18 protein-coding genes are annotated in these 17378 nt (G+C 75.0%); 2 read left to right on the top strand and 16 right to left on the bottom strand.

What is annotated here, in order from left to right:
• Nucleotides 1-97: 97 nt before the first annotated feature.
• The 13 genes from aroB to IG69_RS0111230 form a co-directional block, all read right to left on the bottom strand.
• Nucleotides 98-1171 carry a 3-dehydroquinate synthase gene (aroB, locus tag IG69_RS0111290; RefSeq protein WP_030528273.1) on the bottom strand — a complete coding sequence of 358 codons (1074 nt, stop codon included), beginning with the start codon at nt 1169-1171 and terminating at the stop codon, nt 98-100.
• Nucleotides 1168-1674 (bottom strand): shikimate kinase, encoded by a 507-nt coding sequence (locus tag IG69_RS0111285; RefSeq protein ID WP_030528272.1) that lies wholly within the window; start codon nt 1672-1674, stop codon nt 1168-1170. The genes aroB and IG69_RS0111285 overlap by 4 nt, the downstream gene beginning before the upstream one ends.
• Nucleotides 1674-2903, bottom strand: coding sequence for a chorismate synthase (gene aroC, locus IG69_RS0111280; protein WP_030528271.1), 1230 nt, complete (start codon nt 2901-2903; stop codon nt 1674-1676). Before aroC ends, IG69_RS0111285 begins: the two co-directional genes overlap by 1 nt.
• Nucleotides 2904-2927: 24 nt before the next feature.
• Nucleotides 2928-3611: a prepilin peptidase gene (locus IG69_RS21040; protein WP_051750464.1), complete on the bottom strand. Its 684-nt coding sequence runs from the start codon at nt 3609-3611 to the stop codon at nt 2928-2930.
• Nucleotides 3608-4435 carry a shikimate dehydrogenase gene (locus IG69_RS0111270; protein ID WP_342666162.1) on the bottom strand — a complete coding sequence of 276 codons (828 nt, stop codon included), beginning with the start codon at nt 4433-4435 and terminating at the stop codon, nt 3608-3610. The genes IG69_RS21040 and IG69_RS0111270 overlap by 4 nt, the downstream gene beginning before the upstream one ends.
• Nucleotides 4429-5601: an endolytic transglycosylase MltG gene (mltG, locus tag IG69_RS0111265; protein ID WP_051750463.1), complete on the bottom strand. Its 1173-nt coding sequence runs from the start codon at nt 5599-5601 to the stop codon at nt 4429-4431. Before mltG ends, IG69_RS0111270 begins: the two co-directional genes overlap by 7 nt.
• Nucleotides 5598-6131, bottom strand: coding sequence for a Holliday junction resolvase RuvX (ruvX, locus tag IG69_RS0111260; RefSeq protein WP_030528267.1), 534 nt, complete (start codon nt 6129-6131; stop codon nt 5598-5600). Before ruvX ends, mltG begins: the two co-directional genes overlap by 4 nt.
• Nucleotides 6131-8821, bottom strand: coding sequence for an alanine--tRNA ligase (gene alaS / locus IG69_RS0111255; RefSeq protein ID WP_030528266.1), 2691 nt, complete (start codon nt 8819-8821; stop codon nt 6131-6133). Before alaS ends, ruvX begins: the two co-directional genes overlap by 1 nt.
• A 102-nt stretch (nt 8822-8923) precedes the next feature.
• Nucleotides 8924-9262: a hypothetical protein gene (locus tag IG69_RS20220; protein ID WP_036829860.1), complete on the bottom strand. Its 339-nt coding sequence runs from the start codon at nt 9260-9262 to the stop codon at nt 8924-8926.
• A gap of 2 nt (nt 9263-9264) precedes the next feature.
• A complete protein-coding gene (locus IG69_RS0111245) occupies nt 9265-9630 on the bottom strand; it encodes a DUF948 domain-containing protein (protein WP_030528265.1) in 366 nt (121 codons plus the stop codon).
• A 53-nt stretch (nt 9631-9683) separates the two neighbouring features.
• Complete coding sequence (locus IG69_RS21035; RefSeq protein ID WP_051750462.1) at nt 9684-9998, bottom strand: TraR/DksA family transcriptional regulator; 315 nt, start codon at nt 9996-9998, stop codon at nt 9684-9686.
• Nucleotides 9999-10012: 14 nt separating this feature from the next.
• Nucleotides 10013-11425, bottom strand: coding sequence for a replication-associated recombination protein A (locus IG69_RS0111235; RefSeq protein WP_030528263.1), 1413 nt, complete (start codon nt 11423-11425; stop codon nt 10013-10015).
• A gap of 47 nt (nt 11426-11472) precedes the next feature.
• Nucleotides 11473-11988 (bottom strand): DinB family protein, encoded by a 516-nt coding sequence (locus IG69_RS0111230; RefSeq protein ID WP_030528262.1) that lies wholly within the window; start codon nt 11986-11988, stop codon nt 11473-11475.
• A gap of 382 nt (nt 11989-12370) precedes the next feature.
• Here IG69_RS0111230 and IG69_RS21030 point away from each other — a divergent pair, with 382 nt between their 5' ends.
• Together IG69_RS21030 and IG69_RS0111220 are read left to right on the top strand one after the other, a co-directional pair.
• On the top strand, nt 12371-13168 hold the full coding sequence (locus tag IG69_RS21030; protein WP_051750461.1) for a GNAT family N-acetyltransferase: 798 nt from the start codon (nt 12371-12373) through the stop codon (nt 13166-13168).
• A 129-nt stretch (nt 13169-13297) separates the two neighbouring features.
• On the top strand, nt 13298-14122 hold the full coding sequence (locus tag IG69_RS0111220; RefSeq protein WP_030528260.1) for an alpha/beta fold hydrolase: 825 nt from the start codon (nt 13298-13300) through the stop codon (nt 14120-14122).
• Nucleotides 14123-14216: 94 nt separating this feature from the next.
• Here the strand turns inward: IG69_RS0111220 and aspS are convergent, their stop codons facing one another.
• The 3 genes from aspS to IG69_RS0111205 all read right to left on the bottom strand — a co-directional run bounded on the left by aspS (nt 14217) and on the right by IG69_RS0111205 (nt 17375).
• Nucleotides 14217-16040 carry an aspartate--tRNA ligase gene (gene aspS / locus IG69_RS0111215; protein WP_030528259.1) on the bottom strand — a complete coding sequence of 608 codons (1824 nt, stop codon included), beginning with the start codon at nt 16038-16040 and terminating at the stop codon, nt 14217-14219.
• A gap of 123 nt (nt 16041-16163) precedes the next feature.
• Nucleotides 16164-16886: a VOC family protein gene (locus tag IG69_RS0111210; RefSeq protein WP_030528258.1), complete on the bottom strand. Its 723-nt coding sequence runs from the start codon at nt 16884-16886 to the stop codon at nt 16164-16166.
• A 3-nt stretch (nt 16887-16889) separates the two neighbouring features.
• Nucleotides 16890-17375 (bottom strand): YchJ family protein, encoded by a 486-nt coding sequence (locus tag IG69_RS0111205; RefSeq protein ID WP_245616130.1) that lies wholly within the window; start codon nt 17373-17375, stop codon nt 16890-16892.
• Nucleotides 17376-17378: the final 3 nt, after the last annotated feature.

The raw sequence follows: 17378 nt of genomic DNA, 5'->3' as shown, positions 1-17378 counted from the left end.
TCCACAGGCCCCGCTGACGCCGCTCTGCTCCGGGCGACCTGCGCGGATCCCCCTGCGGTCGCACGCGGACCACCGCAGGTCGCGGGGAGAAGAGGCGTCAGGGGGCGAGGGCGGCGTAGGCCTCGCGCAGGAGGGACTCCGGCGGCCCCTCGAGGCGCACCGGGTGGGCGAGCCCGTCGAGGACGACGAAGCGCAGCCGGGCGCCGCGCGACTTCTTGTCGCGCGCCATGACGGCGAGCAGCTCCTCGACGGGCGCCGCGTCGTACGTCGTCGGCAGCCCGACGGCCGCCAGCACCGACCGGTGCCGGGCCAGCAGCTCGGACGAGACCGTGCCCGTGCGGTGCCCGAGCTCGGCCGCGAACACCATCCCGATGGCCACCGCCTCGCCGTGGCGGCGCCGGTAGCCCTCGACCTGCTCGACGGCGTGCCCGAGCGTGTGCCCGTAGTTCAGCACCTCCCGCGCGAACGCCTCGCGAAGGTCACCGGCGACGACCTCGGCCTTGACCGCGACCTTGCGGCGCACGAGCTCGTCGAGGACGGGCGCGTCCCAGCGCACCGCGTCCTGCGGCGCGGCCTCGACGAGCTCGAGGATGCGCGGGTCGGCGATGAACCCGCCCTTGAGCACCTCGGCGAGCCCGGCGACGAGGTCCGCCTGCGGCAGCGTCGAGAGGACGTCGAGGTCGCAGACGACACCGGCCGGCGTGTGGAAGGAGCCGACGAGGTTCTTGCCCTCGGCGGTGTTGATGCCCGTCTTGCCGCCGACCGCGGCGTCGACCATCGCGAGCAGCGTCGTCGGGACGTGGACGACCGCCACCCCGCGCAGCCACGTCGCGGCGACGAAGCCGGCGAGGTCGGTGACGGTGCCGCCGCCGACCGCGACGACGGCGTCGGTGCGCGTGAAGGCGTGCTGCCCGAGCACCGCCCAGAGCGACGCGGCGACCTCGGCGGTCTTGGCCCGCTCGGCGTCGGGCACGCTCGCCTCGTGGACGACGAGCCCGGCCGCGCGCAGCGACTGCGCGACCGGTCCCGCGTAGCGGTCCAGCCCCTCCGGACCGACGACGAGGACCTGGCGCGCCCCCTCGGGCACGAGGCCCGCCACCCGGTCGAGCACCCCGCGCCCGACGACGACGTCGTGGAGGTCCCCGACGGGGATGACGACCGGCTCGCTCACGCCGGCGCCCCGAGCAGGCCCGCGATCTCGGCGGCCACGTCGTCGGCCGGGCGGCCCGCGGTGTCGACGACGTGCGTCGCGACCCGCTCGTAGACCGGCCGGCGCTCCCCCATCAGCCGCACCCACGAGGCGCGCGGGTTGACGGCGAGCAGCGGCCGCGATCGGTCGAGCCCGATGCGCCTGGCGGCGTCGGCGATCCCGACGTCGAGGAAGACGACGGTGTGGCCGGCGAGCAGGGGCTCGGTCAGCGGGTCGACCGGCGCTCCCCCGCCGAGCGCGACGACGCCGGGCTCCTCGGCGAGCGAGCGCGCGACCTCGGCCCGCTCGAGCTCCCGGAACGCGGGCTCGCCGTCGACGACGAAGATGTCGCCGATAGTCCGACCCTGCGCGGCCTCGACGGCGGCGTCGGTGTCGTGGAACGGGACCCTGAGCAGCGCGGCGAGCGCCTCCCCGGTGGTGGTCTTGCCGCACCCGGGCGGGCCGACGAGGACGACGCGGGGCATCAGGACTCCCAGGTGCGCATCGACGCGGGGATCGCGTCGAGGTAGGCGCGGTGGTTGCGGGCGGTCTCGGCCACGGAGTCGCCGCCGAACTTCTCGAGGCAGGCCTCGGCGAGGACGAGCGCGACCATCGCCTCGGCGACGACGCCCGCCGCGGGCACGGCGCACACGTCGGAGCGCTGGTGGATGGCGGTCGCGGGCTCGTCGGAGGCGACGTCGACGGTGTCGAGCGCCCGCGGGACGGTGGAGATCGGCTTCATCGCCGCGCGCACCCGCAGGACGCCTCCGACCGACATCCCGCCCTCGGTGCCGCCGGCACGCAGCGTGCGGCGCCGGATGACGCCGTCGGCGCCGCGCTCCATCTCGTCGTGGGCCTGCGAGCCCCGGCGCGCCGCGGTGCGGAAGCCGTCGCCGACCTCGACGCCCTTGATCGCCTGGATGCCCATGAGGGCCGCGCCGAGCCGGGCGTCGAGGCGCCGGTCCCAGTGCACGTGCGACCCGAGGCCCGGCGGCACCCCGACGGCGACGACCTCGACGACGCCGCCGAGCGTGTCGCCGTCCTTGTGGGCGGCGTCGACCTCGGCGACCATCGCGGCCGAGCCCTCGGCGTCGAAGGCGCGCACCGGGTCGGCGTCGAGCGCGGGCACGTCGTCCGGCCCGGGCAGCGGGGCGTCGTCGCGCACCCCGGCCGCGCCGATCGCGACGGTGTGCGAGAGCAGCCGGATGCCGTAGGCCTGCTCGAGGAAGGCGGCGGCGACCGCGCCGAGGGCCACCCGGGCGGCCGTCTCGCGGGCGGAGGCGCGCTCGAGCACCGGGCGGGCGTCGTCGAAGCCGTACTTCTGCATGCCGACGAGGTCGGCGTGCCCGGGGCGCGGCCGGGTCAGGGGCCGGTTGCGGGCGACCTCCTTCTCGGCGTTGACGTCGTCGGAGGCGGCGTAGTCGGCGGCGGCGACCGGGTCGGGGCTCATGACGGTGCGCCACTTCGGCCACTCGGTGTTGCCGATGCGGATGGCGACCGGCGAGCCGAGGGTGCGTCCGAGCCGCAGCCCGCCGAGCACCTCGACCTCGTCCTGCTCGAACTTCTGCCGGGCGCCACGGCCGTAGCCGAGGCGGCGACGGGCGAGGGCGTCCGCGATGTCGGCGGTCGTCACCTCGACCCCGGCGGGGAGGCCCTCGATGGTCGCGAGGAGGGCGGGTCCGTGGGACTCGCCCGCGGTCAGCCAGCGCAGCATGGCGCCCATCCTGACACGGAGGGGTCAGCCCCCCGCGAGGCCGGTCACGATGCGAGGCGTGAGCACGACGGAGGCCCAGGCCCCGAGGCACATGGCCGGCCCGTAGGCGATCGCCGAGCCGAGCCCGACCCGCCGCAGGAGCAGCAGCGCCGCGGCGGCCACCCCTCCGACGAGGAAGCCGGCGGCCATCCCGACGACGACGTGCCCGACGCCCAGGAAGCCGAGCAGGGCGCCGATGACGGGCGCCAGGCGCACGTCGCCGCCCCCGACGCCGCCGCCCGGCATGATGCCCAGCAGCAGGTAGAACCCGCCCATGAGCCCGGCCCCGACGAGGGTGCCCTGCCAGCGCGGGCCCCCCGTCGCGACGACGGCGATGACGAGCAGGACCGCGAGCACGGCCCCGGTCGGCACGACGAGGCCGACGGGCAGGCGGTGCACGTCGAGGTCGATCCAGACCAGGGCCACGGTCAGCCAGGCGAAGAGCAGGAACGGCGGCAGGGCCGCCCAGCCGCCGAGGTCGCCGACCGACCAGACGGCCAGCGCGGCGAGGACGGCCGTCGCCGGGCCGGTCCACCAGGGGTGGCCGGGTGGGTGGGTCGCCTCGTCCTCCGGGATGCGGTACCCGCCGGTGGCAAGCTCGCGCCCCGTGAGGTGGCCGACGACGCCCATGACGAGCGCGGCGAGCGCCGCGACCCCCCAGATCGTCACGCGCGGCCCTCGAGGGCCGCGATCCCGGCGCCGGCCATCGCCTCGACCGGCGCGGGCCGGCCGGTGAAGAGGGTGAACTGCGCCGCGGCCTGGTGGACGAGCAGGTCGAGCCCGGAGACCACCGTCATCCCGGCCGCCGCGGCGGCCCGGGCGACCGGCGTCGGCCAGCCGGCGTAGACGACGTCGAGCAGGACGCCGCCGTGCTGCGCGGGCACTGTGGCGGCGACGTCCTCGCCCCCGGCCGGCGGGACGGTCGAGACGACGACGTCGTCCTTCGTCGTCACCCACGCGTCGATGGCGGCGACCGACCCGTTGCGGATGCCGATGCCCGCGTCGAGCGCCCACGCGAGCAGGTCTGCGCCCTTGGCCGTGTCACGGGCGCGGACGGTGAGCGTGGTGACGCCGAGGCCGGCCAGGGCCAGCACGACCGAGCGGGCGGTGGCCCCGGCGCCGAGGACGAGCGCGCGTCGCGGCTCGCCCGGGAGGTGCGGGCGCAGCGCCTCGGCCGCTCCGGAGACGTCGGTGTTCGTCGCGTCCCAGCCGCCGTCGTCGCGCCGGACGAGGGTGTTCGCGGCGCCGGCCTGCCGCGCCACGTCGGAGACGCTCGACGCCACCTCGAGGGCGGCCTCCTTGAGCGGCATCGTCAGCGACAGCCCGCGCCAGGTGTCGTCGAGCCCGGCGACGAACGCCGGCAGCCCGGCGGCGTCGACCTCGTGCCGTCCGTACTCCCAGTCCTCCAGGCCGCACGCCGCGTACCCGGCCGCGTGGAGCGCGGGCGAGAGGGAGTGCGCGACCGGCGACCCGAGGACCGCGGCCCTCAGCACTGGCCGGGGTTGTCGGAGCACCACTGCTGGAACTCGCGGACGTTGCGGTCGTGCTCGGCCGAGGTGCTGGCGAACTTCGTCTCGCCGGTGCTCGGGTCGACCGTCACGAAGAACACCCAGTTACCCGGCTCGGGGTTCGCGGCCGCCTCGATGGACGCGGCACCGGGGTTGCCGATCGGGCCGGGGGGCAGGCCCTGGACCTTGTAGGTGTTGTACGGGCTGTCGGAGGCGCGCTGGGCGTCGGTGGTGCCGGCCTTGCCGCGCTGCTGCGCGAGGTAGTGGACGGTGGAGTCCATCTGGAGCAGGCCGTAGCTCGGCGGGCCGCCCTCGAGTCGGTTGAGCACCACGCGCGCGACCTTGCCGCGGTCGGCGTCGCCGCTCACCTCGCCCTCGACGATCGAGGCGATGACGAGCGTGCGCTCCCAGTCCTTCTCGGCGACGCCGGCGTCCTGAAGCGCCTTCTTCGTGAGCGCGACCATCTGCGTCAGCTGCTCCGTGGCGGTCGTGTCGTCGTCGAACTCGTAGCTCGCGGGGAAGAGCCAGCCCTCGACGTTGCCCTTGGCTGCGGCGGGCAGCCCGATCGCCTCGCCGTCCTTCGCGGCCTTCTCGTACTCGGACTCCTTGACCCCCGTCGCCTCGGCGAGCGCCGCGAAGACCTCCTTCTTCCACAGGCCCTCGCGGATCGTCACCCGCTTCGCGGACCGGTTGTCGGGGTCGGCGAGGAAGGTGAAGGCGTCGGCGCCGCGCATCCCCTTGAGCATGACGTAGGTGCCGGGCTGGATGCCGGCCGCGGCCGCCGGGTCCCCCTTGGCCGCCTCGAGGTAGGCGGTCCGGGTCTTGGTGACCCCGGCGTCGCGCAGGGTCGAGGCGATGGTCTCGCCGGTGTCACCCTGCTTGATGACGACTCGCGTCTCGCCCTCACCGGGGCCGGCGAAGTCGACGTCGGTCGGCTCGTCGCCGAACAGGCCGCTCACGCCGGGTCCGAGGACGGTCCAGGCGCCGTAGGCGGCGCCGCCGATGAGGCCGAGGGCCAGGAGGATCGCGACGAGCCGGCGGCCACGACGGCGCGGTGGCCGCCGCCGCCGGTGCGCCTCGCGGCGCGTGCGGTGGCCCCGCTCGGGGCTCTCCTCGTCACCGAAGATGGTCTCGGTGAAGTCGTGGCTCACGTCGTCGTGCCCTTCGTCCGTGGCTTGCGCCGTCGTCCGCCGACCTGCTCCCCCGCGGGGGCGCCGGTCGACCGCTCGGCGTCGAGCGCGGCCTGGAGGATGAGCACCGCCGCGGCCTGGTCGACCACGGCCCGCTGCCGCCTCCCGGCCACACCGCTCTGCCGGAGCATCCGGTGCGCGTCCACCGTCGTCAGCCGCTCGTCGACGAGCCGCACCGGGACGGGTGCCACGCGCACCGCCAGCACGGAAGCATACGTGCGTGCGCGCTCCGCGGCGGGACCCTCGTCCCCCGAGAGCGAGCGCGGGAGCCCGACGACGACCCGGACGGCGGCGTGCTCGGCGACGAGCGAGGCCACCCGTTCGACGTCGTCGTCCCCCGGGGCGGCCGGCGCCTCCGAGGTGCGCGGCACCGTCTCGAGCGGGGTCGCGAGGAGGCCGTCGGGGTCGCTGACGGCGACCCCGACGCGCACCGAGCCGACGTCGACGCCCAGCCGGGCGCCGCGCTCGCTCCCCGCGCCGGGAGCCGGCATCAGCCGGCGATCTCCCCGACGCGCCACTCGACCGCGGCGAGCGCCTCCCCGACCTTGGCCGGGTCCTGCCCGCCGCCCTGGGCGATGTCGTCCTTGCCGCCGCCGCCACCGCCGAGCGCCTGCGCCGCGGCGCGGACGAGCTCGCCGGCCCTGACGCCGCGCTCGCGCGCGGCCGGGTTGGTCGCGACGACGACCACGGGCCGGCCCTTGGCGACCCCGGTGATCGCGACGACCGACGGGCGCTCGTCGCCGAGGCGGCCGCGCAGGTCGAGGACCATCGTGCGCACGTCGTCGGCGCCGGCATCCCCGGCGTCGTGGCCGAGGAAGGTGATGCCGCCGACGTCGCGGGCGCGGTCGGTCAGCGAGCCGGCCTGCGCCTGGAGCTGCTCCTTGCGCAGGCGGTCGAGCTCGCGCTCGGCGTCGCGCAGGCGCCCCATGAGGCCCGCGACGCGCTCGGCGAGCTCGTCGGGCCGCCCGCCGACCTGGCCGGTCAGCTCGGCGACGATGGCCCGCTCCCTCGCGAGGTGGCGCAGCGCGTCCATCCCGACGAAGGCCTCGACGCGGCGCACGCCGGAGCCGACCGACGACTCGCCGGTGAGGGTGAGGGCGCCGATCTGGCTGGAGTGGGCGACGTGGGTGCCACCGCAGAGCTCGCGGCTCCACGGGCCGCCGATCTCGACGACGCGGACGTCCTCGTCGTAGGTCTCGCCGAACAGCGCGAGCGCACCGATCTCGCGGGCCCGCGGCAGCGGCATGTACGTGGCCGAGACCGGGAGGTCCTGGCGCAGCGCGAGGTTGGCGACCTCCTCGATCTCGCTGCGGGTCTCGGGCGAGAGCGCCTGCCCCCACGCGAAGTCGAGGCGCAGGTAGCCGGGCTTGTTGTACGAGCCGGACTGCAGCGCCGACGGGCCGAGCACCTGGCGCAGCGCCGCGTGGACGACGTGCGTGCCGGAGTGCGCCTGGCACGCAGCCACCCGCCAGTCGCGGTCGACCTGCGCGAGGACCGACGAGCCGGAGCGCAGCGCCCCGGAGACGACCTCGACGGTGTGCGCGATGAGGCCCTTGACGGGGCGCTGCACGTCGAGGACACGCAGCTCGAGGCCGTCGGCGGTGATGACGCCCTCGTCGGCGACCTGGCCACCGGACTCGGCGTAGAACGGGGTGCGGTCGAGGACGACCTGCGCGCGCGTGCCCGGCTCGACCTCCTCGACCCGCTCGCCGTCGACGACGAGGCCGAGCACGCTGGCCTCGCTCATCAGCTCCTGGTAGGCGCGGAAGTCGGTGGCGCCGAGGGCGCGCAGGTCGCGCCACACCTCGGTGTTGACGTGCCCGGACTTCTTGGCCTTCGCGTCGGCCTTCGCCCGCTGGCGCTGCTCCTGCATCAGGCGGGTGAAGCCGTCGCGGTCCACCTCGACGCCCTGCTCGGCCGCCATCTCGAGGGTGAGGTCGATCGGGAAGCCGTAGGTGTCGTGGAGCTGGAAGGCCTGGTCGCCCGCGAGCACCGTGCCGCCGGACTCCTTGGTCCGCGCGACCGCGGTGTCGAGGATCGTCGTGCCCGACGCGAGCGTGCGGCGGAACGCCTCCTCCTCGGCGTAGGCGATCTGCGCGATGCGGTCGAACCCGGCCTCGAGCTCGGGGTAGGACTGCTTCATCCGCTCGAGCGAGACCGGCAGCAGCTCGGGCAGGCAGGGGTCCTCGTAGCCGAGCAGTCGCATCGAGCGGACCGAGCGGCGCAGCATTCGCCGCAGGACGTACCCGCGGCCCTCGTTGCCGGGGGTCACGCCGTCGCCGATGAGCATGAGCGAGGAGCGGACGTGGTCGGCGACGACGCGCAGCCGCACGTCGCCGGGGTGGCTCGAGCCCGCCGAGTGGCCGGAGTGCGCGCCGTAGGACTTGCCGGTCATCTCCGCCGCGCGGGCGAGGACCGGGTAGACCTCGTCGATCTCGTACATGTTGTCGACGCCCTGGAGGATGGACGCGATGCGCTCCAGCCCCATCCCGGTGTCGATGTTCTTGCGCGGCAGCGGGCCGCTGACGTCGAAGTCGACCTTGGTGCGGACCTCGGTGAGGTTCTCCTGCATGAAGACGAGGTTCCAGAACTCCATGAACCGGTCCTCGTCGACGGCCGGTCCGCCGTCGGGGCCGTACTCCGCGCCGCGGTCGTAGAAGATCTCGGAGCAGGGGCCGCCCGGGCCGGGGACGCCCATGTGCCAGTAGTTGTCCGCGAGGCCGCGGCGCACGATGCGCTCGAGCGGCACGCCGACCTGCTCGTGCCAGATGCCGAGCGCCTCGTCGTCGCCGTCGAGGACGGTCGGCCAGATGCGCTCGGGGTCCAGGCCGAAGCCGCCGCGGTCCTGCGGCGTCGTGACGAGCTCCCAGGCGAGGGCGATGGCCTTCTCCTTGAAGTAGTCGCCGAAGGAGAAGTTGCCGTTCATCTGGAAGAACGTGCCGTGCCGCGAGGTCTTGCCGACCTCCTCGATGTCCTGGGTGCGCACGCACTTCTGGACGCTCGTCGCGCGGTCGTAGGGCGCGGTCTCCTGGCCGAGGAAGTACGGCTTGAAGGGCACCATGCCGGCGTTGACGAACAGGAGGTTCGGGTCGTCGTGGACGAGCGGCGCCGAGGGGACCACGGTGTGGCCGTTGCGCTCGAAGAAGTCGAGCCAGCGGCGCCGGATCTCGGAGGTTTCCATGTCGGGTTCAGTCCTGGGGGTCGGCCGTGCGCGGGCAGCCTCGATCGTAGGCCGGTGCGCACGAGGGGGGTGACGGGCGTGCGGAGGCGGGGGCGGGTGCCCCTAGCGAGCTCGGTCGGCGGGCCCGGCGTCGGCGGCTCGGCGGCCCCGGCCCGCGGGGTCGAGGAGGAGGTCACGCGCCTCCTCGGGGGTGAGCGACCGGCCCTCGCCCTCGCCCCAGCCCGCGTCGACGTCGAGGTCCGGGACGCGCGCGTCGGCCGCGTGGCGGGGCGCGCGGGTGGTGGCGTCCTCGCGGACGGCGGTCTCGACGGCCGCGCGCAGCTGGGCCTCGCGCTCGGTCGCGGACTCGCGGACGGTGGCGACGAACCGGCGCGTGGCCGGGCGCCGCCACAGGACGTACGCCGCGCCCGCGAGCACGGCCAGGCCGACGGCGGTGCGCATCCTCACGACGAGACCTTGCGCAGGCCGCGGACCGCCGTGCGGACGCCGTAGCTGTAGACCGCGACCTTGATGAGGGGCGAGCCGACGGTCGCGGCGAAGACCGACGTGAGCGCGGACGCGTTGGTCGTCATGGTCGAGACCGAGCTCGTGATGGCGTCGACCCGCGCGAGCTGGTCGTTGGTCAGGCCGACGGTGTCGGTGAGGCTCTTGAGCGTCGGCTGGACGTTCTCGGTCGTCGTGCGCACGCTCTCGCGCGCCTCGTCGAGGATCCGGCCCGCCTTGCCGACGAGCCCGGCGACCCGGACGACGAGGTAGGCGAACGCGAGCGCGGCGACGAGTCCCGCGATCCCTCCGAGCGTGACGTCCATGGCGCCGACCCTACCGGGCGGCCGTGGCGGCCGACGCACCCATTCCCGGGGGCTCAGGCGTGGCGGACGCAGCGGGCGGCCCACGGGCGGGCCTCGAGGCGCGCGGCGGGGATCGGCTCGCCGCAGACCTCGCACGTGCCGTAGGTGCCGTCGGCGACCCGGGCGCGCGCCCGGCGCACCTGGGTCAGCGTGTCGAGCAGCTGCTCCTGGACGGCGACGGCCGAGAGCCGGTCGACCGCGAGCGAGGTGCCGTCGCCGATGCGCTTGCCGAACGAGAGGTTCTCGCCCTCGGGCGGGCTCGCGGTCAGCGTCGCGAGGTCGGCCTCCAGCTGGTCCTCGTGGGCGGCCAGGGTCGCGTCGGTGTCCATCCCCCCACCGTAGGTCAGCGCCCGAGCCGTTCCCGCAGCCAGCGCCAGCGCTCCTGCAACCGGGCCTCGAAGCCGCGGTCCGTCGGGTGGTAGTAGTCGGCCGCGCCGGCCAGGTCGTCAGGGAGGTACTGCTGGGCGGCGACGCCGTCCGGCTCGTCGTGCGCGTAGACGTACGCGGGGGCCTTCGAGCGGCCGGCCGCCTTGGCCGAGGCCTCGGCGATCCGGCTCGCGCCGCCGTAGCCGCTGCCCCGCAGGTGCAGCGGCACCGAGCCACCGCGCCCGGCGCGGACGTCGGCGATGGCGGCGTTGATGCCGCCGTAGGCCGCGTTCGACTTCGGCGCGAGGGCGTTGTGGACGACGGCCTGCGCGAGGATGATCCGCGCCTCGGGCATCCCGATCTGCGCGACGGCGTGCATCGCCGCGACGGCGGTCTGCAGGGCGGTCGGGTCGGCCATCCCGACGTCCTCGGACGCCGAGATGACGATGCGCCGGGCGATGAAGCGCGGGTCCTCGCCGGCCTCGAGCATCCGGGCGAGGTAGTGCAGGGCGGCGTCGACGTCGGAGCCGCGCATCGACTTGATGAGCGCCGAGGCGACGTCGTAGTGCTGGTCGCCGGTGCGGTCGTAGCGCACGGCTGCGTGGGCGACCGCCTGCTCGGTGTGCGCGAGCGTGACGACGAGCGGCTCGGGGCGCGCCGCCCCGGGGGCCACGGAGTCGTCGGCTACCCCGGCGGCGGCCTCGAGGAAGGTCAGCGCGCGGCGGGCGTCGCCCCCGGCGAGTCGGACGAGGTGCTCGCGGGCGTCGTCGGCGAGCGCGTAGGCGCCGGCGAGGCCGCGCTCGTCCGCGGTGGCGCGGGTGAGGACGTCGGCGACGTCCTCGTCCGTGAGCGACACGAGGGTGACGAGCATCGAGCGCGACAGGAGCGGGGCGATGACCGAGAAGCTGGGGTTCTCGGTCGTCGCGGCGACGAGGACGACCTGGCGGTTCTCGACGCCGGGCAGGAGCGCGTCCTGCTGGGCCTTGGTGAAGCGGTGGATCTCGTCGAGGAACAGGACGGTCTGGCGGCCGTAGAGGTCGCGCGTGCGCTGGGCCTGCTCCATGACCTGGCGGACGTCCTTGACCCCGGCGGTCACGGCGGACAGCTCGACGAACTCGCGCTCCGAGGCGGTGGCGACGAGGTGCGCGAGGGTCGTCTTGCCGGTGCCGGGCGGACCCCAGAGGATGGCCGACAGCGGGCCGGCCGCGCCGCCGCTGCCCTCGACGAGGCGGCGCAGGGGGCTGCCGGGGCGCAGCACGTCGGCCTGGCCGCGCACCTCGTCGAGGCTGCGCGGGCGCATCCGGACGGCCAGCGGGGGCACGACGGAGGTCGGTGCGCCGTCCGCCGCCTGCGCGGCCGCGCCGAAGAGGTCGGTCCCGTCCTGTGCCACCCCGTGAGGCTAGCGCCGGCGCCCGACGGTCCCCGACGCCCGGTCGGTCAGTAGTAGCCGGTCTCGCCGTCGAGCATCTCGCGCAGCAGGTCGAGGTGGCCTGCGTGCCGGGCCGTCTCCTCGAGCATGTGCTGCACCATCCAGCGCAGCGTGGCGCCCCCGACGGCGTGCAGGGCGGTGCTGCCGGTGTCGTCGAGGTCGTGCGCCGCGATCGCCGCGTCGGAGCGGGCACAGGCGGCCGCGTACCCCGCGAGCAGGGCGTGCAGCGGGCGGCCCGCCACACGGAACTCGTCGTCCTCCCCGGCGTCGGGGCCGAGGCCCGGCCCGTCGCCCCACTCCCCGAGCAGGACCTCACGGAACCACAGGTCCTCGACCGCCGTCAGGTGGCCCACGATCCCGGCGACGGTGAGCAGCGGCGAGGACGGTAGGAGGACCCGGTGCGCGTCCGCGTCGGAGAGGCCCTCGCACTTGAGCCGGACGATGCCCCGCTGCAGGTCGAACCACCCGAGGAGCTGCGTGCGCTCGTCGCCGGTCCACGGGGGCCGCTCGCGCGTCGCTGCCATCCCGGCACGCTAGCGCTCGGAGCGGGTCGCCGCGCGGTGGCAGCGGGCCCCGGCGACGGGTGCGGCGCCCGGCCGTCCATGGGGTGCTTACGGCATCCATGCGGTCCGGAAGGAATCCCTTCCTCCCGCAACCACACCCTCGCGCCGCAAGGGATCCCTTCCGGGGCGCAACCGCTCCTTCCCGGGGCAAGGGATCCCTTCCGGAGTGCAACCACACCTTCCCGGGGCAAGGGATCCCTTCCGGAGCGCAACCACACCTTCCCGGGGCAAGGGATTCCTTCCGAGGCGCATGGATCTCGGGCGAGCACCATTTCGCTGGGCCGGGCCACGCTCGCCCCACCGCCGCGGTCACCCCGGCCGCTGGCGTGCCATTCTGTGCCGCGTGACCGGCGCGACGTCCCTGACCTCCTACGACGAGCTCCTGGAAGCCTCCGGCCACCACCCGGTCGTCCAGCTCGACGTGGGGCGCCGCGCGCCCGGCCCGTCGTGGGTCGCCCGCGACGAGCGCGGCGGCGTGGCCGTCGCCTTCGCGCGCAACAGCGACCACGGGGTCCCCGGCGCGTCCGTCCTCGGCCCGGCCGCGGCCCTCGCCGCCCTCGTCACCGACCCTGCGGTGCAGCGCTGGTTCCACGACGGCGGCTTCCGGCACCTCAGCCGCCCCGTCGACCTCGACGACCTCGTCGAGGCCCACCTGCCCGTCGGCTCCGTCGGCGGCGACTGGGAGTGGATGTGGACCCGCACGGCCCCCGCGCCCGTCGCCGGCGAGGAGCGCGTCGTCCCGCTGACCGAGGCCGCCCGCGACGAGATCGTCGCCCTCCTGCTCGAGGCCAGCCCGCGCACCCACGGCCAGCCGTTCGCCCGCCCCGACCAGGTGTGGCTCGGTGTCCGCGCCGCCGACGGCAGCCTGCTCGCCTGCGGCGGCAGCGAGCCCTCGACCGGCGGCACCCCGACGCTCGCCGGCATCGCGGTCGCCCCCATCGCCCGCCGACAGGGGCTCGGCGCCGCGGTGACCGCCGCCCTGACCCGCGAGGCCGTCGCCCGCACCGGCGCCTGCGCCCTCGGGATGTTCTCCGACAACGAGGACGCCCGGCGCATCTACCACCGGCTCGGCTTCACGACCGGGATGGCCTGGCGCAGCCGCTGGCGCGAGGGCTCGCTCCCCCGCCTGGCCCGCGACTGACGGCGCGACGCCGCGCGACCGCCCGTGCGCCCGCAGGCCTCGACACCGCAGCACTACCTTGGACGAACTTTCAACACTGCAGGTCAGCGCGCCTAGGGTGGAAGGACATCCCCCGACGGAAGGAACCCCGTGAGCACGCTGACCAACGGCTCGGTCGAGATCCACTACGAGGACCACGGTGGTGACGGCCGGCCGGTCGTCCTCATCCACGGCTGGCCCCTGAGCGGGAAGTCCTGGAGCAACCAGGTCCCGGCACTGCGCGACGCCGGCTACCGCGTCGTCACCTACGACCGCCGTGGCTTCGGCGAGTCCGGCAAGCCCGGCGAGGCCTCGTCGTACGACTACGACACCCTCACCTCCGACCTCGACGCGCTGATGACCGAGCTCGACCTGCGCGACGCCAGCCTCGTCGGCTTCTCGATGGGCGGCGGCGAGGTCGCCCGCTACATCGACACCGTCGGTGAGGAGCGGCTCCACAGCGTCGTCTACGCCGCGGCCGTGCCCCCGTGCCTCAAGAAGGACGACGAACACCCGGACGGCGCCCTGACCGACGACGACGTCCGCGGGATGCAGGAGCAGCTCGCGCAGGACCCCCCGGCGTTCTTCGACGACTTCACGACGAACTTCTTCAGCGCCGGCGGCGAGCTCAAGGTCACCGAGGACGAGCGGCAGGAGGCGATCGCGCTCGCCGCCCAGGCCGACGTCCACGCCGCCGTCCAGTGCATCGCCTCCTGGGTCGAGGACTTCACCGGCGGCCTGCGCAAGAGCACCGTCCCGACCCTCGTCATCCACGGCGACGGCGACGGCATCGTGCCCCTCGAGGTCTCCGGCCAGCGCACCGCCCAGGTCGTCGACGGCGCCGAGCTGCACGTCGTCAGCGACGGCCCGCACGGCATCAACGTCTCGCACAAGGACGAGTTCACCTCGGCCCTGCTGGAGTTCCTCGCCCGCTGACGTCACCCGCCCGGTGGGGCGGAGTGGTCGAGAGAAGAGAACACGCCGTGCGGAGACGACTCCGCACGGCGTGTTCTGCTCCCTCGACGGGTGGTCAGGACTGCTTGGGCGAGACCTCGGGGGCGCCCTGCGGCGCGGCGTCGGTCGTCGGCTTCGCGTCGATGCCGGCCTCCTTGCGCTGCTCCGGCGTGATCGGGGCCGGGGCGTCGGTCAGCGGGTCGTAGCCGCCGCCGGACTTCGGGAACGCGATGACGTCGCGGATGGAGTCGAAGCCGCCGAGCAGCATGACGATCCGGTCCCAGCCGAAGGCGATGCCGCCGTGCGGCGGCGCGCCGAACTGGAAGGCGTCGAGGAGGAAGCCGAACTTCTCCTGCGCCTCCTCCTGCGACAGGCCCATGACCTTGAACACGCGCTCCTGGACGTCGCGGCGGTGGATACGGATGGACCCGCCGCCCAGCTCGTTGCCGTTGAGCACCATGTCGTAGGCGTAGGCGAGCGCCGGCCCCGGGTCGGTGTCGAAGGTGTCGAGGAACTCGGCCTTGGGCGAGGTGAAGGCGTGGTGGACGGCCGTCCACGCGCCCGAGCCGACGGCCACGTCGCCCGCGGCGACGGCCTCGGACGCCGGCTCGAAGAGCGGGGCGTCGAGGACCCAGAGGAACTCCCACGCGTCCTCGTCGATGAGCTCGCAGCGCCGGCCGATCTCCAGCCGGGCGGCGCCCAGCAGCGCCCGCGAGGAGCGGGTCGGGCCGGCGGCGAAGAAGACGCAGTCGCCGGGCTTCGCCCCGACGTGCTCCGCGAGACCCGCGACCTCGGCCTCCGAGAGGTTCTTGGCCACCGGGCCGCCGAGCGTGCCGTCCTCCTGGATCAGGACGTAGGCGAGGCCGCGCGCACCGCGCTGCTTGGCCCACTCCTGCCACGCGTCGAGCTGCTTGCGCGGCTGGCTCGCGCCGCCGGGCATGACGACCGCGCCGACGTACTCGGCCTGGAAGACCCGGAACGGGGTGTCGGCGAAGTACTCGGTGCACTCGACGAGCTCCTGGCCGAAGCGCAGGTCGGGCTTGTCGGAGCCGAACCGGCGCATCGCCTCGGCGTAGGTCATCCGCGGGAAGGGCGTCGGCAGCTCCACGCCGATGAGCTCCCAGATCTCGCGGACCACGGCCTCGCCGAGCTCGAGCACGTCGTCCTGCTCGACGAACGACATCTCGATGTCGAGCTGCGTGAACTCGGGCTGACGGTCGGCGCGGAAGTCCTCGTCGCGGTAGCAGCGCGCGATCTGGTAGTACCGCTCCATCCCGGCGACCATGAGCAGCTGCTTGAACAGCTGCGGGCTCTGGGGCAGCGCGTACCAGGAGCCGGGCGCGAGGCGGGCCGGCACGAGGAAGTCACGGGCGCCCTCGGGGGTGGAACGGGTGAGGGTGGGGGTCTCGATCTCGACGAAGTCGCGGGCCTCGAGGACCCGGCGGGCGGCGGCGCTCACCTTGCTGCGCAGGCGGATCGCGTGGCCCGCGGAGTGCGCGCCCGGACGGCGCAGGTCGAGGTAGCGGTGCTTGAGGCGCGCCTCCTCGCCGACGGTGACGCGCTCGTCGACCTGGAAGGGCAGCGGCGCGCTGGCGTTGAGGACCTCGATCGCCTCGGCGACGACCTCGACCTCGCCGGTCGGGAGGTCCGCGTTGACGTTGCGCTCCTCGCGCGCGGTGACGGTGCCGGTGACCTTGACGACGAACTCGCTGCGCAGGTCGTGGGCCGCCCCGGTGAGCACCTCGTCCCGAGCCACGACCTGGACGACGCCGCTGGCGTCCCGCAGGTCGATGAACGCCACCCCGCCGTGATCGCGCCGCTTCGCCACCCAGCCGGTGAGCGCGACGGTCTGGCCGGTGTGGGCGGCACGCAGGGTGCCGGCCTCGTGGGTGCGGAGCACGGGGGGTCCTTCGGTCTCGGGGTCGGGAGGTGGCCGCTGGACGGCCGACGGCCATCCTACGGAAGGCCCGCTCCCCGCCCGAACCGAGATTCCGGCCCCCACCCGGGGCCGCGGCCCCGTGCGTCAGCCCCGGGAGGGCAGGAGGCACACCTCGTTGCCCGAGGGGTCGGTGAGCACGCGCCAGGGCAGCGGACCCCAGTCGTGCTCGACGAGGGCAGCGCCGAGGTCGAGGGCGCGCTCGACGGCGTCGTCGAGGTCCTCGTCCCCCTCGAGCCGGACGTCGAGGTGCAGCCGGTTCTTCTCCCCCGCGGGCTTGGGCCGCTCCTCGGGACAGATCTCGAGCAGCGGGCCGTGCCCGCTCGGGTGGCGCAGGGCGCTCGGAACGACCCCGGCGACGGGGGCCCAGCCCGAGAGCGCGGTCCAGAACCGCAGGTCGCGCTCGACGTCGGCGCTGTCGAGCGGCAGGGCCGCGACCGGGCTCCCGGCGCGGTACTCCGGCCGGGACTCCATGACGCAGAACGGGTTTCCCTCGGGGTCGGCGAGCACGACCCACGGCACGTCACCCTGCCCGATGTCGAGGTGCCGGGCGCCGAGCCCGAGGGCGCGCACGACGACCTCGTCCTGCGCGTCGCCGCCGAGCAGGTCGAGGTGCAGGCGCGGGTGGGACGGCGCGGGCTCCGGCACCGTGGTCAGGCAGAGGTCGAGGACCGGCGCCCCGTCGGGCGAGATGCGGACCTCGACGGTGTCGGGCTCGTCGGTGACGCGGCGGCCGCCGAGGAGGGTCTCCCAGAAGGCGCCCAGCACGTGCGGGTCGGCCGCGTCGAGGACGACGTTCTCGATCTGCACGCCTCAGGCCCCCGCGTCGACGGGTCCGACGTAGAACCAGCGCCCCGCCCGCTTCTCGAAGCGGCTGCGCTCGTGGACTTCACCGCGCTGCCGCGTGGCGCCCTCGCCGGCGACCCAGCCGGCCCGGAACTCCACGACCCCCGTCGTGTCGTCGGGTGCGCCGTCGACGACGTCGAGCACCTCGAGGCCGACCCAGCGCACCCACGGCTCGGGGTCGACCCGCTCGGGGCGCGTGCGGGGGTGCCACGACCGGAAGAGGTGGTCGCCGTCGGCGAGCGCATACGCCGTGTACCGCGAGCGCATCAGGGCCTCGGCGGTCGGCGCCGGGCGGTTGCCCTCGATGGCCTGGCCGCAGCACTGCGCGAAGCTCGCACCCTCGGGGCTTCCACCGCACGGGCAGCGCGCGTCGCGGTCGAGCGCCTCGTCGGAGCCGCCCGACACCTTGAGCCAGGCGGCGTTGCCCCGTCCCGCTCCGAAGGTCTCGGCCACGAG

This window comes from Phycicoccus jejuensis, from assembly GCF_000720925.1.
GTDB classification, from domain to species: Bacteria; Actinomycetota; Actinomycetes; order Actinomycetales; family Dermatophilaceae; genus Phycicoccus; species Phycicoccus jejuensis.
The sequence above is the reverse complement of the archived record's forward strand: the minus strand, read 5'-3'. Positions and strand labels throughout refer to the sequence as shown.